Consider the following 15,478-nt stretch of genomic DNA (forward strand, 5'->3'; position numbering starts at 1 on the left):
CTCGGGTATAATCCTCGGCTTGTTTTTTGCCCGCCAAGACCTTCAGTGGATAGGGTGTTATGTCCGGAAAAGCGCAACAGCAGTCTCGTATCAAAGAATTGATCACCCGCGGTCGTGAGCAGGGCTACCTGACTTACGCGGAGGTCAACGACCACCTGCCTGAGGATATTTCAGATCCTGAACAGGTGGAAGACATCATCCGCATGATCAACGACATGGGGATCAACGTATTCGAGAGTGCTCCGGATGCGGATGCCCTTCTGTTGGCGGAAGCCGACACCGACGAAGCCGCGGCCGAAGAAGCCGCTGCTGCGTTGGCGGCCGTTGAAACCGATATCGGCCGCACGACCGACCCAGTGCGCATGTACATGCGCGAAATGGGTACGGTCGAGCTCCTGACCCGCGAAGGCGAAATCGAAATCGCCAAGCGTATCGAGGAAGGCATCCGTGAAGTGATGGGCGCTATTGCCCACTTCCCGGGCACAGTTGACTACATCCTCGGTGAATACGACCGCGTCACCACCGAAGGTGGCCGTCTGTCCGATGTTCTCAGCGGTTACATCGACCCTGACGACAATATCGCCGCTCCGACCGAAGAAGTGCCGATCCCTGGCGCCAAAGCCGCAGCCGCGAAGGAAGAGGCCGACGACGAGGAAGAAAGCGACGATAGCAGTGACGATGAGGAAGAGACCGAGAGCGGTCCGGACCCAGTCGTTGCAGCCCAGCGTTTCGGCGCGGTATCGGATCAGCTCGCCATCACCCTCAAGGTGCTGAAAAAGCATGGCCGCAGCCACGCCGAGAGCATCGGTGCAATGCAGGCCCTGGCCGATCTGTTCATGCCGATCAAGCTGGTGCCCAAGCAGTTCGAGGTGCTGGTCGAGCGCGTTCGTGATGCCCTGGCCCGCCTGCGTCAGCAAGAGCGTGCCATCATGCAACTGTGCGTACGTGATGCGCGCATGCCGCGTGCCGACTTCCTGCGCCTGTTCCCGAGCAACGAGACCGACCAGACCTGGAGCGGTGACCTGGCCAAGCGCAACACCAAATGGGCTGCTGCCCTGGGTGAAAAGGACGCCGCCATCGTCGCCTGTCAGCAAAAGTTGATCGACCTTGAGACCGAGACCGGCCTGACCGTTGCCGAGATCAAGGACATCAACCGCCGCATGTCCATCGGTGAGGCCAAGGCTCGCCGCGCCAAGAAAGAAATGGTCGAGGCGAACCTGCGTCTGGTGATTTCCATCGCCAAGAAGTACACCAACCGCGGCCTGCAGTTCCTCGACCTGATTCAGGAAGGCAACATCGGCCTGATGAAAGCGGTGGACAAGTTCGAATACCGTCGCGGTTACAAGTTCTCGACCTACGCCACCTGGTGGATTCGTCAGGCGATTACCCGCTCGATCGCCGACCAGGCACGCACCATTCGTATCCCGGTGCACATGATCGAGACGATCAACAAGCTCAACCGTATTTCCCGGCAGATGCTGCAGGAAATGGGTCGCGAACCGACCCCGGAAGAGCTCGGTGAGCGTATGGAGATGCCTGAGGACAAGATCCGCAAGGTCTTGAAGATCGCCAAAGAGCCGATCTCCATGGAAACCCCGATCGGTGACGATGAAGATTCGCACCTGGGCGACTTCATCGAGGACTCGACCATGCAGTCCCCGATCGACGTGGCCACGGTCGAAAGCCTCAAGGAAGCGACTCGCGACGTGCTTTCGGGCCTGACCGCACGCGAAGCCAAGGTGCTGCGCATGCGTTTCGGTATCGACATGAACACCGACCACACCCTCGAAGAAGTGGGCAAGCAGTTCGACGTGACCCGTGAACGGATCCGTCAGATCGAAGCGAAGGCGTTGCGCAAATTGCGCCACCCGACGCGCAGCGAGCACCTGCGATCCTTCCTCGACGAGTGATGACGAACCCCGGCCCAGGCCGGGGTTTTTCTTATGTGACAAAAGGTCGTGGCAAGTAGCTACCCTTCGCGGCGATTGCCCGTCTACACTCGAATTCAGACCACCTGAATGCGAGGCTGCCATGCCGCCAATGCCGGCCATTCTGTTGCTGCTCCTGATCCTGTGGAACACAACGGCCGGCGCCCTGACCCTGACAGACGAGGAAAAAACCTGGCTCGCTGCCCACCCGCAGTTGAAGCTGGGCGTCGACGCCTCCTGGCCACCGTTCGAATTTCGTGACCAGCAAGGCCGGTACCAGGGATTGGCCGCCGATTACATCGCCATGCTCCAGGACCGTCTGGGCGTGGCATTCAAGCCGGTCGAACCCAGCACCTGGACCGAGGTACTTGAACAGGCGCGCGAAAGCCGCATCGACCTTTTACCCGGCGTCATGTCAACCCCCGAACGCCAGGGCTTCCTGGCTTTCACACGCCCTTATCTGGATTTCCCCATCGTCATCCTGGCCCATGAAGGCGGCCAGCAACCCCGCACACTGAAGGACCTGTACGGCCTGAAAATCGCTGTGGTGGAGAATTACGCTCCACACGAACTGCTGCGTACCCACCATCCAGATCTCAACCTGGTCGCCATGCCCAATGTCAGCTCGACCTTGCAGGCACTGGCCACCGATGAGGTGGATGCTGTGGTCGGTGACCTCGCCTCGAGCATCTGGAGCCTGCGCCAGCTAAAGCTGGACGGCCTTTATGTCAGCGGCGAAACGCCCTATCGCTATCAGCTGGCCATGGCCGCACCGCGCGACAAGAAGGTCCTGGTCGGCATCCTCGACAAGGTCATGGCCGACATGTCGAGTGACGAGATCAGGCAGATCCAGCAACGCTGGGTCGGCAATGTGGTCGATCAACGCACGTTCTGGAATGACATGCTCATGTACGGGCTGCCCGGCGTCCTTTTGCTGATCGCCATCCTGGCCGTGGTGATCCGCATCAACCGCCGCCTCAGCTCGGAAATATCCAGGCGCATTGCCCTGGAACAGGAACTGCGCAGCAGCGAGTACCACTACCGCGGGCTGATCGAAAGCCTCTCAGCCATCGCCTGGGAAGCTGACGCCAATGACTTCACCTATAGCTACGTCTCACCCCATGCCGAAGACCTGCTTGGCTACCCTTTGCATGAATGGCTCAAACCAGGCTTCTGGCGCAGTATCCTGCACCCGGAGGACGCACTCTGGGCCCAGGCCTACTGCGAAAGTGAAACAGCAGCCGGGCGCGACCACAGCCTCGATTACAGGGTGATGCGTGCCGATGGCCATTCACTCTGGGTGCGCAACATCGTCAGCATGATCGAGCACGGCCACCGGCCTGTGATGCGCGGGCTGATGATCGACATCAGTGAAACCAAGCGCACTGAAGACGCCCTGCGCCTGTCGGAGCAGAAGTTCGCTTCGGTATTCCAGCAATGCCCCGACATCCTGTTGATTGCGCGCCACAGTGATGGGTGCCTGCTGGAGGTCAACGAAGCTTTCGAGGAGCAGATCGGCCTGACCCCAGGTCAGGTGGTCGGCCGCACCGCTACAGAGCTGAACCTGTGGGGTGCGCAAGGTGCCGGGCCATTGCTGCTCGAGCGCCTGCACCAGGGAGGTATCCGCAACCTGGAAATGAGCTTCCGTCGCAGCAATGGCCAATTGTTCACGGGCCTGACCTCTGCCGAAACCTTCGAGCTGGATGGCACCCTGGCTTTCGTCGTGGCGGTTCGCGACATCAGCCAACTGAAAGAAACCCAGCAGCAACTGCAAACCTCCGAAGAGAAATTCGCCAAGGCCTTCCACGCGTCTCCGGACGGCCTGCTGCTGTCGCGCCAGAGCGATGGCCTGCTGATCGAGGTCAACGAGGGCTTCTGCCGGCTGACCGGCTATGACCTCGATCCTGCCCTGGACCAGACGTCTTTCGACCTGGGCATCTGGGTCGACCTCAACGAACGTAAACGCCTGATCGCTCAACTCTCCCACGATGGTTTTGTGCGCGATTTCAGCTGCCATATCCGCCGCAGCGACGGGCAGATACGCCTTTGCGAGCTGTCCGCACGGCCACTACCGATTGCCGGCGTCGACTGCATGCTGACCATCGCCCGTGACATCACCGAGCGCCACCTGATGCAGGAAAAACTGCAACTGGCCGCCACCGTGTTCGAAAACACCGCCGAAGGCGTGCTGATCACCGATATCGACCAGCGCATCAGCGCGGTAAACCGTGCGTTCAGCGAAATCACCGGCTACAACGAGACCGAAGCCCTGGGCCAGACTCCGCGCCTGCTTGCCTCCGGTCAGCATGACAGCGCCTTTTACGCCGCCATGTGGCATCAGCTCACAGCCGAAGGCCATTGGCAGGGCGAGATCTACAACAAACGCAAAAATGGCGAACTTTACCCGGGCTGGCTGACCATCAGCGCGGTGCGCAATAGCGACCGCGAGATCACCCACTTTGTCGCCGTGTTTGCCGACATCTCCAGCCTCAAGCACGCTCAGGCCAAGCTCGACTACCAGGCTCACCACGACCCGCTCACCGGCCTGCCCAACCGCGCGCTGTTCGAAAACCGCCTGCAGGCCGCGCTCACCTGCCCGCAAGCCTCCAACCGCCAGGGCGCTGTGCTGTTCCTTGACCTTGATCGCTTCAAGCACATCAACGACAGCCTCGGCCATCCGGTCGGCGACCTGCTGCTCAAGGGCATCGCCCAGCGTCTCAAGGAGCAAGTGCGCGACGTCGACACCGTGGCGCGCCTGGGTGGTGACGAGTTCATCATCCTGCTGCCCGGCCTGCACAAACCCAGTGACGCCAGCGCCATCGCCAACAAACTGCTGTCCTGCTTCAGCGCCCCCTTCCAGGCCGGCGAACACGAGTTTTTCACCAGCGCGAGTATCGGCATCAGCCTCTATCCCCAGGACGGCACCGACGTTGCCACACTGATCCGCAACGCCGACGCCGCCATGTACCGCTCCAAGGCCAAAGGCCGCAACCGTGTCGAAGCCTACACCCGTGACCTCACAGCCCAGGCCAGCGAACGTATTGCCCTGGAGCACGAGCTGCGCCGCGCCATAGAACGCAACGAAATGAGCCTGTGCTACCAGCCCAAGTTCAGCCTCAAGACCCAGACCCTGGTTGGCGCCGAAGCGCTGATCCGCTGGAGCCACCCCAGCTTCGGCGAGGTGCCGCCAGAGCACTTCATCCACCTCGCCGAAGAGAATGGCACCATCCTGCAGCTCGGCGACTGGGTGCTGGAGCAGGCCTGCCGGCAGATGCACCATTGGAAGAAGCACTACCAGGCCTTCGGCCCGCTGTCGATAAACCTCGCCGGGGCGCAGCTGCGCCACCATGGCCTGGCCAAGCGCATCGAGCAGTTGCTCAAGACCTACCAACTGAAGGCAGGCGACCTGCAGCTGGAAATTACCGAAAACTTCATCATGAGCCAGGCCGAAGAAGCCCTGGCCGTGCTGCACCAGCTAAAGCAGCTGGGTGTGCAATTGGCAATCGATGATTTCGGCACCGGTTACTCATCCCTGAGCTACCTCAAGCGCCTGCCACTGGACATCCTCAAGATCGACAAGTCGTTCATCCGCGGCTTGCCGGACGACCCGCACGATGCAGCCATCGCCCGCGCCATCATCGCGCTGGGGCGTAGCATGCAGTTGACCATCATTGCCGAAGGCGTGGAGAACCAGGCGCAGCAACGGTTCCTGGCCGCCGAAGGTTGTGAACAGATCCAGGGCTATATCGTCAGCCTGCCGCTGCCACCAGATGATTTTGCAGCGGCGTTTCTTCGCATAGCACTAACCGATCTTTCGGATGGCACGCTTTCGAAACCCTCGTTATAATCCGGGCACTTACTGAGGGCCTATAGCTCAGTTGGTTAGAGCAGAGGACTCATAATCCTTTGGTCCACGGTTCGAGTCCGTGTGGGCCCACCACCTTCAAAGCCGCGCATTGCGCGGCTTTTTCATGTCCGCTGTGCGCAGAAGGAAATAGCACGCCAGGGCTGTGAGGTAGGGCGCGCAAAAGCTAACAGCACCGGAAACCGATGCAGATGCTGAGCAATACCTGTGTCCTTGTAGCCCCTGAGCCACAAAATCACGCTGACCCACGCACTATGTAGCCTATGAGCTACAAAATTTGTCCCGGCGACACTTGTTCGAATGTAGCTTACGGGCTACATTTTTCAGCATTACACCTATTTTTGATGCCCAAGGGCTACAAATGACTTCTCTCTACGATGTCTCCAAAATGCTGAAACAGGCGCGTGGTGAGGCGAAGCTGAGCCAGGAAGCGCTGGCCGGACGTGCCGGCGTCTCGCGCACGACCGTGGCACGTATGGAAACACTGGCCAAAGGCGATATGAGTGTTTCAGTGCTGGTTCGCCTGCTGGAAGCGGCCGGCTACGACCTGAAGCTAGTCAAAGCCGGACACCAGCGCACTGTTGAAGACATCCTCAGCGAGCAGCGGTCAGGGAGCGCGTGAGCATGATTCTCGATGTCCACGTCAGCTCAAGGCTGGTGGCCAAGCTCTATCGGGAGCGCGATGAATACGTGCTGAAATACCTGCCAGGCAGCGCAGCGGAAGACTTCGTCAGCCTGACTATGCCGGTTCGCGAAGAAGCATGGCGCTGGCCCCGTGACCTGTTCCCGTTTTTCCGCCAGAACCTGCCCGAAGGGTATTTACTGGGCGTTATCCGCGAAGAGTTCGGCCCGCTGCTTGATGGCACCGACCTGTCGCTGCTGGGCGTCGTGGGTGGCACCGGCATCGGCAGAGTCTCAGTGACGCCTGAAGGCGTCCAGCCTGGCGTCGAGATCGCCCCGCTCGAGATAGAACACCTACTCAAGGCAGAAAACACCAACGAACGCTTTGCCGCACTGGTGCGGCAATACGCGCGGGTAGCCGTGTCGGGGGTCGTGCCAAAGTTCATCTCCAGCGACGCCGCCGAACCTCGGGAGCCGCTGGGTAAACCGACACTGCGCACCGGTTCGCACATCATCAAGGGATCCGACGACACGACCCCTTTTCTAGGCTTCAACGAGTTCTACACCATGCGCGTACTGGCCCGGCTGAATGTCGTGCCTGTCGCCACCTGTCGTATGTCAGAAGACGGCAAAGTCCTGGTAGTGGATCGCTTCGACGTGGACGCGCACGGCATCCCCCGCTACGGAGTCGAAGACGCCTGTGGGCTGCTTGGTTTACCACCACATGAAAAGTACGCCCCCACCACCGAGCGGGTGTGGAAGGCCACGCGGGCCTATATCCCCGCTGATCGTCTGCAGACGCAACGCGAGCATCTAGGCTGGCAGCTGCTGACCAACTACGTGGTACGCAATGCTGATTGCCACGCGAAGAACATCGCGCTGTTTTACACCTCGCGTGCTGACGTGGCCTTTACTCCGGCCTATGACCTGGTGACCACTCAGGCCTACCCGCGCTTCGCCAGCAACCCACCTGGCCTGTCCGTAAGCGGCAGACAAACCTGGACACCGGGCCGTTCGCTGGAAACCTTTTTCAAAGCCGTCCTAGGTATTCCACCGCGCCAGTATGCCACCATGGTCGAGCAACTATGCGAGTCCGCCGTAGCGGTCGGTAGAGAAGTGATCGAAGCCGCGAAAAACGAGCCTGCCTGGCGCGATGTGGCCAAACACATGGTGCATGCCTGGAACGAGGGAATGGAGACATTGCGCAGCCCCAAAGCCGCCCCGCACTTTCGCGGCTTGGATACCGCCATTGAAGACGCCGGCTTCTCCGGGCCGCGCAAACCAGAATGCAGCCGAGAGGTGATTGGCCGCTCTGAGTTGCTGGCAAAGAAGCGCTGAATTCATGGCGCAGGGCCAATGGCTGCAGATCCCCCCGAAGCTGTGCGCTAAGACGCCACAGTGAGCTGATTGGCCTTAACTATTCGACTCACGAAATGAGCCGAATACGGCCAATAAATATCATCGCGCCTTTACGCCAGATTTCGGTACTATTTGGTTAACTCAGGATTGCTGAAGGTTGGAAAATGGAATTCACCCCCGTCATTGCGCAAGTCTAAAGCATGCTGATCTGGTTTACTCCAGCAGCACTGTTGATCGGTCTACTTAAATCGCCCTGGAACAAGGGCCATATTGGCGAACTCCTGGTGCGACTGTTTACCCATTGGCAGCTGGATCAGCAGACCCACCGCCGCCTGCACAACGTCACCCTGAGCACACCCGACGGCACCACGCAGATCGACCACATATTCCTTTCGCCCTACGGCATCTCGTGCTGGAAACGAAGAACATGAGCGGCTGGATTGCGGATTCCACGCCATTCGGACACTCAGCCCACGAACATCCGGACACTCGTTCCACGCTCATTCGGACAGGCAGTCGGAGCGCAGCGACGCAGGTTTGCATTGTTAGTCTGAAGCCCCTGTCGTCGTCAATTTCGTTGCGCGCCTGCGCATCGATTCGCCCTTCAGTTCGATCCGGTAAGCGTTGTGCACCAGCCGATCGAGGATCGCGTCGCCCAAGGTCGGATCGCCGATCAGTGCGTGCCATTTGTCTACCGGCATCTGGCTGGTCACCAGCGTCGAGCGGTTGCCGTAGCGGTCGTCCAGCAGTTCGAGCATGTCGCGCCGTTGTGCGGCGGTAAACGGCGCCAGGCCCCAGTCATCCAGGATCAGCAAGTCGGTCTTGGCATAACCCGCCATCAGTTTCGCGAAGCGCCCATCGCCGTGGGCTAGGCCCAGCTCTTCCATCAAGCGCGGCAGACGCAGGTAACGCACGCTGTAGCCATCGCGGCAGGCCTTGTGGGCCAGGTTTTGCCTACGCCGGTTGGGCCGCCGATGATCAGGTTCAGGCCGTCGCGCAGCCACTGGCCGCTGCCCAGTTGCAGGATCAGCGCCTTGTCCAGGCCACGCGGGCTGCGGTAGTCGATGTCTTCCAGGCAGGCGTTGTGGCGTAGTCGGGCGGCTTTGAGACGCGTACTCAGGCGCGCATCTTCACGCTCGGTCAGCTCGCGGTCGACTATCAGGCCGAGGCGTTCGTCGAAGCTGAGGTCGTTGATGTCAGGCGTTGCGTGTTGTTCGCCAAGCGCCTTGATCATGCCGTGCAGGCGCAGGGTTTGTAGCTTGTCGAGGGTCGGGTTGGGCAGCATATTGGTGCTCCTTTTTCAGTCAGTGGTAGTAGCCAGGGCCGCGCAGGTTGATGTGCTCGTCGGGCAGTAACGGCAGGTTTTGCTGGCCCAGCGGCAGCCGTTCCAGTCCTTGGCGCAGGATCGATTCGAGGCTTTTTGTAGCTACATGCGCCCAGTGCCAGCGCACGCTGGCAAGCGGCTTCCAGCCGCGCTTCGCCGTGCTGTTTGCTCAGGCGCAGGATGCCCAGGCAGGCGCGGAAGCCATGCTGCGGATGGATGCGGCGTTCGAGGATGTAGGCGATGACACCGGCCGTATTCGGGCCCGTCTGCTCAGCCCAGCGGATCAGCCGCTGGGGCGTCCACTCGGCGTGTTCGCGGTGGCTCTTGGGCATGTGCTCGATCTGGGTGGTGTGGCGGCCTTTATGTGGCGAGCGCAGATGGCTGGCCACCCGCTGGTTGGCGTGGAAGCACTCGACGGTCTGGGCCGTGAGCCGCACTTCGAGTTGATGCTTCACCAACTGGTATGGTACCGAGTAGAAGTGGCCATCGACTTCGACGTGGTAGTCGATATGGACGCGTACCTTTTTCCATTCGGCGTAGACGTAAGGGTGTTCCGGTAACGGTTGCAGCGCGGGTTGGTCGAGGGTCTCGAAGGCTGAGCGGCGTGAGCCGGGCAGCTTTTTGAAGGGCTTGTGATTGAGGCGCTCCAGAAGCAGTGCGATAGCGGTATTGAGTTCGCCCAACGAGAAGAACTGGCGGTTGCGCAGCACCGCGAGGATCCAGCGTTCGACGACCTGTACGCCGACTTCAACCTTGGCTTTGTCCTTGGGTTTACGCGAGCGCGCGGGCAGCACGGCTACGCCGTAATGCTCGGCCAGGTCGCGGTAACTGGGGTTGATGTCGGGCTCGTAGCGATGTGCCTTGGTCACGCCGCTGCGCAGATTGTCGGGTACCAGTATCTGCGATGTTCCGCCGAGAAAGGCGAAGCAGCGGGCATGCGAGCACAGCCAATCAGAGAGTTTCTGCGACCAAGTGGCTTCGGCGAAGGTGTAGCTGGACGCCCCGAGGACGGCGACGAAGATCTGGGCTTGATGGATTTCCCCGGTCTGCCGGTCGATGACCGGCACGGTTTGACCGGCGTAGTCGACGAACAGTTTTTCGCCGGCGCGATGTTCCTGGCGCATGACCACGTCGACCTTGGCCGCCCAGAGGCGGTAGTGCTCGCAGAACCAGCTGTATTGGAAGCCTTGCGGATGGGCGAGTCGGTACTCTTGCCAGAGCAGGGCCAAGGTGACACCGGGACGGCGTAACTCGGCGTGGACATGAGCCCAGTCCGGCGTCGGACGTTGGTCGCTTGGCGCGGGTACTGCCGGCGGAAAAAAACGCCGATTCAGCTCGGCATCTGAGAGATCGACGGGCCACTGAAGCCCGCTGGCAGCAAACCGGCAAAGGTAGTCTCCCGCACTCGAATGGCCAATGGATAAACTTTTGGCGATATTGCGCACGGACAGGCCGGCGTCGAACTTTAGGCGTAGTACCTCTCGGATTTTACGCATGGATAAACGCTCCACGACGACCACTTCGCTTCGATAAAAGAGGCCGATGGTAGTGAATAATCCTGCGTTGCTGCCTGCCTGAAAGTGTCCGGATGGCCGTGGAATCGGTGTCCGGATACTTGTGGAATGAGTGTCCGGATCAACGTGGAATCAGTGTCCGGATGTTGGTGGAATGGGTGTCCGGATGGTCATGGAATCCCCAGTTCGCCACCTGGTTCAAGCTTGCGCGCAGGTCGGCACGCCTTGCGACGCAGGCGCATTTGTTGCTGAGCCTGGCTGGCAGAATAGGGCGAGGTACTGGCGGCGTTACGGCGAAGCTCACGACTAACGGTCGAGGGGCTGCGATCAAGCATCCGGGCGATCGCTCTTTGGCTCAGGCCCTGAAGCTGGCCGAACTGGATCGTGATGCGTTCTTTTATCGATTCAAGAGTGTTTCTGAATTGCTGGAAGCAGTCGCGTGAGCTGGCTCAACACCCACAAATCAGGTGCACTCATTAAGTCAGCCAACCTGGCTTTAAAATTAGACAGGGAGCCGAATAGCCGGCATTATCGGCTCACCAAATGAGCCGAATAAGCTCGTTAATCGGCTCAAAAAAGAGCACCCCTCCATGAATGAACCGCTCTGGATCTGGCAGCAGCCCAACTGGGCGCACTTTAGCTGGCAAGCCGATGCACTTGCCCCGCTGCTGCGCGCTTGCAGCCAGGCACAGGGTCGCTTGCTCGGGATGCTGGGAGCTGTAAGTAGTGACACGCAAGTGCAGAGCAGCCTGGATGCCCTACTGCAGAATATCGTCACTTCATCCGCCATCGAGTGTGAGCAGCTGAATGTCGGCTCGGTGCGCTCGTCGCTGGCGCGGCGCCTGGGGCTGAACGAGGAAGGTCGCACCACCTCTCGATCCGAAGGCCTGGCGCAACTGCTGCTCGATGCCACCCGCGCCTATCAGCAGCCGCTCGTTCTGCAGCGGCTGTTCGCCTGGCATGCTTGGCTGTTCCCCAGCGATGACCACTTGATGGCCCGCCCGCTACGCGTCGGCATGCTGCGCGGCGAAGAGCCCATGCAGGTAGTTTCCGGTCGTCTCGCGCGCCCTACCGTACATTTCCAGGCCCCACCTCGCGCCGGGCTGGAAGCGCAACTGGACGACTTCTTTGCCTGGTTCCAGAGCAGCCGCAGCGATGCGAGCCTCGACCCATTCTTGCGTGCCGGCATTGCGCACTTCTGGTTCGTTACCCTGCACCCATTCGATGACGGCAATGGTCGTCTTACACGCGCCATCACCGACTTGGCTTTGGCTCAGGGCGAACAGCAGGCTATCCGCTTTTACGCCATGTCGGCTAGCATCCTCGACGATCGTGCCGGCTATTACCGCATCCTGGAGGCCAGCCAGAAGGGCACGCTGGATATCACCGCCTGGCTGCAATGGTTCCTCGCAACGCTGCTCAAGAGTCTGGAGCAAGCCCTTGCTCGTATAGACCGCGTGCTGGCCAAGGCGCGCTTCTGGCAGGCTCACCGCAGCCAAGCCTTATCTGCCGAGCAGGTCAAAGTGCTTAACCGCCTGCTCGATGGCGGCGAGAGAGGTTTCGAGAACGGCATCAGCGCCGCGCAATACCAGGCCGTGGCCAAGGTCTCGAAAGCCACCGCCACGCGCCACCTGAGCGATCTTGTCGAGAAGGGCTGCCTTGCCCGACTGCCCGGCGGCGGGCGCAGCACGCGCTACCAGCTACAGCACCCGGAAAACGCTCAAGGCTGACCTCGCAGCGACAAAACAGCGCAACGCGACACGATCCTGCCATTACGCCAATTCGAGTCCGTGTGGACACCCGATACAAGAAAGCCGCGCGATTGCGCGGCTTTCTTCATTTTCAGGCTCTCAAGAATCCTGCCGTGGCTGTAGGTTCCGCTGGCGCGGGTTGTAGAAGGTGCTATCGGGAGGAATGTCTCGGGTCACCAGAGACATGGCCCCAATGACCACGTTGTTGCCGATGCTGATGTGGTCAGCAACGATGCAGCTATTGGCACCGAGGCTGACGTTCTCGCCTATGCACAGCGAGTAATGGTCCAGGCCAAGGGTCTTGATCCCGACCGAGCAATTCTGCCGTATGAAAAAATTACGCCCGATGCTTGCGTGGCGAGTGATCACCACGCCTGGCAGATGGGCGATACGAAGGCCGGGAGCTATTTGCGCGCCGATGTCGATGTCCACGGCGTACTTGAGATTGAGCCGCTGCTGCATGCCGCGGGCATACCGCCTGCTCAGGCCGCCGCGGGCATCAAGGTACTGCGCCAGGCGGTAGGCGAAAAGAAAGCGCAGCTTGTTGTCCTTGCGCGCACGTCGCAGCACGTTGAAGAACAGGCTGGTACGGCGCCCGGGCTTTTTCTTGTTGGAGACTTCCTGCCGCCAGCATTCCAGCAAAGTTTCGAAGTTCACACGGTGGGTCCACTAAAGTCTGCCAATTATCATGCCGCAATTAAGTCAGCCACGCAGCAGCACTTTGCCTTGCCCTGATTGCCGCTGCGTGGCTAGGCTAGCAAGCCCACTGTAGAGACTCGCCATGTCGAATCCCCGCCCAATCGCCCTCGATGAAATCGATCACCAACTGATCGCCCTGCTGCAGATCAATGCCCGCGAAAGCGTCGCCACCCTTGCCCGCCATCTGGGTATCGCTCGCACCACCGTCAACTCGCGCCTGGCGCGGCTGGAGAAGGGAAAAGTCATCACCGGGTACGGCGTGCGACTGGGCCAGCGCCTGGTCGATGGCGGCCTGCAAGCCTATGTCGGGATAAAGGTGCAACCGCGCTCCGGCAAGGACGTGGTGCGGCGCCTGGCTGCCATGGGGCAAGTGCAGCAATTGTGCGCGGTCAGCGGTGAGTTCGATTACGTAGCGTGGCTGCGCAGCGATTCGCCAGAACAACTGGACCAGCTGCTGGACCAGATCGGCAGCGTCGAGGGCGTGGAGAAGACCACCACCTCGATCATCCTCAGCAGCAAAGTGGACCGCGGCCAGCCCTTCTAGATGACAGCGGTACAGTTGCCGAGCAAAAATCGTCACAAGTATTTATAGCCATGTCGTTATGACGAAAAAAAAGCCAATACGACGGCGTTTTGCATCTTAATTACGAACACCCCGCTCCCTAAAATGACCACCAGGCATCTCCTATACTCAGGCTCCGCCCCTGCGCAGCCGCTCTGGCAAGGTCACAGCAATGAACAAGAAAAACCGCCACCCGGCCGACGGCAAGAAACCCATCACCATCTTCGGCCCGGACTTCCCGTTCGGCTTCGACGACTGGCTGGAGCACCCGGCTGGGCTGGGCAGCATTCCGGCTGATCGCCACGGTGAGGAAGTCGCTATCGTCGGTGCCGGCATCGCAGGCCTGGTGGCGGCCTACGAGCTGATGAAGCTGGGGCTCAAGCCTGTGGTGTATGAGGCCTCGAAAATGGGTGGCCGACTGCGCTCGCAGGCCTTCAACGGCACCGACGGGGTCATCGCCGAGCTCGGCGGCATGCGCTTTCCGGTGTCCTCCACCGCCTTCTACCACTATGTGGACAAGCTGGGCCTGGAAACCAAGCCCTTCCCCAACCCGCTGACACCGGCATCCGGCAGCACGGTGATCGACCTGGAAGGCCAGACCTACTACGCCGAAAAAGTCAGCGATTTGCCCAAACTGTTCCACGAGGTAGCCGATGCCTGGGCCGACGCGCTGGAAAGCGGCGCGCAGTTCGCCGATATCCAGCAGGCGATCCGCGATCGCGATGTTCCGCGCCTCAAAGCGCTGTGGAACAAGCTGGTACCGCTGTGGGACGACCGCACCTTCTACGACTTCGTCGCCACCTCGCGCTCGTTCGCCCAACTGAGCTTCCAGCACCGTGAGGTGTTCGGCCAGGTCGGCTTCGGCACAGGCGGCTGGGACTCGGACTTCCCCAACTCGATGCTGGAAATCTTCCGTGTGGTGATGACCAACTGCGACGACCACCAGCACCTGATCGTCGGCGGTGTGGAGCAGGTACCGCAGGGCATCTGGCGCCATGTACCGGAGCGCTGCGCCCACTGGCCCGAGGGCACCAGCCTGAGCGCGCTGCATGGCGGCGCACCACGCACCGGGGTAAAGCGCATCGCCCGCGCAGCCGACGGGCGCCTGGCCGTCACCGACAACTGGGGCGACACCCGCCACTACGGCGCCGTGCTCGCCACCTGCCAGAGCTGGCTGCTGACCACCCAGATCGATTGTGAAGAATCACTGTTCTCGCAAAAGATGTGGATGGCCCTGGACCGTACCCGATACATGCAGTCGTCGAAAACCTTCGTCATGGTCGATCGCCCGTTCTGGAAGGACAAAGACCCGCAAACCGGCCGCGACCTGATGAGCATGACCCTCACTGATCGGCTGACCCGCGGCACCTACCTGTTCGATAACGGCGACGACAAGCCCGGCGTGATCTGCCTGTCCTACGCCTGGATGAGCGACGCCCTGAAGATGCTCCCGCACCCAGTGGAAAAACGCGTGCAACTGGCCCTGGATGCACTGAAGAAGATCTACCCCAAGACCGATATCGCCGGGCATATCATCGGCGACCCGATCACCATTTCCTGGGAGGCCGACCCGCACTTCCTCGGTGCCTTCAAGGGCGCACTGCCTGGCCACTATCGCTACAACCAACGGATGTACGCGCACTTCATGCAGCAGGACATGCCAATGGAGCAGCGCGGGATGTTCATTGCCGGCGATGACGTGTCGTGGACCCCGGCCTGGGTCGAGGGGGCAGTGCAGACTTCGCTGAATGCGGTGTGGGGTATCATGAACCACTTCGGTGGCCAGACCCATCCGGACAATCCAGGCCCAGGCGACGTGTTCGACGAGATCGGGCCGATCGCCCTGGCAGACTGA

The 15,478-nt window shown here is 60.6% G+C and carries 8 protein-coding genes, 1 tRNA gene and 4 pseudogenes; 9 read left to right on the forward strand and 4 right to left on the reverse strand.

The genetic code is table 11. The annotated features are described in order from the left end of the window. The first annotated feature begins 59 nt into the window (after positions 1-59). The 6 genes and pseudogenes from rpoD to ACMGF5_RS06875 all read left to right on the forward strand — a co-directional run. Positions 60-1,910 (forward strand): RNA polymerase sigma factor RpoD, encoded by a 1,851-nt coding sequence (gene rpoD, locus ACMGF5_RS06850; RefSeq protein WP_039603264.1) that lies wholly within the window; start codon positions 60-62, stop codon positions 1,908-1,910. Positions 1,911-2,031: 121 nt separating this feature from the next. Then, positions 2,032-5,775: an EAL domain-containing protein gene (locus ACMGF5_RS06855; RefSeq protein WP_046787565.1), complete on the forward strand. Its 3,744-nt coding sequence runs from the start codon at positions 2,032-2,034 to the stop codon at positions 5,773-5,775. A 16-nt stretch (positions 5,776-5,791) separates the two neighbouring features. Beyond that, positions 5,792-5,868: transfer RNA gene (locus tag ACMGF5_RS06860), tRNA-Ile, on the forward strand. A 286-nt stretch (positions 5,869-6,154) separates the two neighbouring features. Continuing rightward, entirely contained in the window at positions 6,155-6,415 is a 261-nt protein-coding gene (locus ACMGF5_RS06865) for a helix-turn-helix transcriptional regulator (RefSeq protein ID WP_414157665.1), read from the forward strand. 2 nt (positions 6,416-6,417) lie between these two features. Next, positions 6,418-7,752, forward strand: a complete 1,335-nt coding sequence (locus ACMGF5_RS06870) for a type II toxin-antitoxin system HipA family toxin (protein WP_414157666.1) — start codon at positions 6,418-6,420, stop codon at positions 7,750-7,752. Positions 7,753-7,973: 221 nt separating this feature from the next. Then, positions 7,974-8,224, forward strand: a pseudogene (locus ACMGF5_RS06875) (nuclease-related domain-containing protein); the annotation flags it as partial. A gap of 94 nt (positions 8,225-8,318) precedes the next feature. On the opposite strand, the pseudogene istB reads toward ACMGF5_RS06875, so the two are convergent. The 3 pseudogenes from istB to ACMGF5_RS06890 all read right to left on the reverse strand — a co-directional run. Continuing rightward, a pseudogene (gene istB / locus ACMGF5_RS06880) lies at positions 8,319-9,058 on the reverse strand (IS21-like element helper ATPase IstB). A 19-nt stretch (positions 9,059-9,077) separates the two neighbouring features. Continuing rightward, positions 9,078-10,593: pseudogene (gene istA, locus ACMGF5_RS06885) on the reverse strand (IS21 family transposase). 203 nt (positions 10,594-10,796) lie between these two features. Beyond that, positions 10,797-11,012, reverse strand: a pseudogene (locus tag ACMGF5_RS06890) (helix-turn-helix domain-containing protein); the annotation flags it as partial. Between the two features lie 189 nt (positions 11,013-11,201). Here ACMGF5_RS06890 and ACMGF5_RS06895 point away from each other — a divergent pair. Next, the gene (locus ACMGF5_RS06895) at positions 11,202-12,341 is read left to right on the forward strand and encodes a Fic family protein (protein ID WP_346640811.1); all 1,140 of its coding nucleotides are present in this window, start codon (positions 11,202-11,204) and stop codon (positions 12,339-12,341) included. A gap of 120 nt (positions 12,342-12,461) precedes the next feature. Here ACMGF5_RS06895 and ACMGF5_RS06900 read toward each other — a convergent pair whose 3' ends face one another. Next, positions 12,462-13,019, reverse strand: coding sequence for a serine acetyltransferase (locus ACMGF5_RS06900; protein WP_046787563.1), 558 nt, complete (start codon positions 13,017-13,019; stop codon positions 12,462-12,464). A gap of 124 nt (positions 13,020-13,143) precedes the next feature. On the opposite strand from ACMGF5_RS06900, the gene ACMGF5_RS06905 reads away from it, so the two are divergent. Next, on the forward strand, positions 13,144-13,605 hold the full coding sequence (locus ACMGF5_RS06905) for an Lrp/AsnC family transcriptional regulator (RefSeq protein ID WP_115273044.1): 462 nt from the start codon (positions 13,144-13,146) through the stop codon (positions 13,603-13,605). 190 nt (positions 13,606-13,795) lie between these two features. Continuing rightward, positions 13,796-15,478: a flavin monoamine oxidase family protein gene (locus tag ACMGF5_RS06910; RefSeq protein WP_012316579.1), complete on the forward strand. Its 1,683-nt coding sequence runs from the start codon at positions 13,796-13,798 to the stop codon at positions 15,476-15,478.

Source organism: Pseudomonas sp. BNK-15, assembly GCF_047456105.1.
Taxonomy (GTDB): domain Bacteria; phylum Pseudomonadota; class Gammaproteobacteria; order Pseudomonadales; family Pseudomonadaceae; genus Aquipseudomonas; species Aquipseudomonas putida_E.

Coding starts and splice junctions, on each gene's coding strand:
- rpoD (WP_039603264.1), top strand. CDS start 60: ATGTCCGGAAAAGCGCAACAGCAGTCTCGTATCAAAGAATTGATCACC.
- ACMGF5_RS06855 (WP_046787565.1), top strand. CDS start 2,032: ATGCCGCCAATGCCGGCCATTCTGTTGCTGCTCCTGATCCTGTGGAAC.
- ACMGF5_RS06865 (WP_414157665.1), top strand. CDS start 6,155: ATGACTTCTCTCTACGATGTCTCCAAAATGCTGAAACAGGCGCGTGGT.
- ACMGF5_RS06870 (WP_414157666.1), top strand. CDS start 6,418: ATGATTCTCGATGTCCACGTCAGCTCAAGGCTGGTGGCCAAGCTCTAT.
- ACMGF5_RS06895 (WP_346640811.1), top strand. CDS start 11,202: ATGAATGAACCGCTCTGGATCTGGCAGCAGCCCAACTGGGCGCACTTT.
- ACMGF5_RS06905 (WP_115273044.1), top strand. CDS start 13,144: ATGTCGAATCCCCGCCCAATCGCCCTCGATGAAATCGATCACCAACTG.
- ACMGF5_RS06910 (WP_012316579.1), top strand. CDS start 13,796: ATGAACAAGAAAAACCGCCACCCGGCCGACGGCAAGAAACCCATCACC.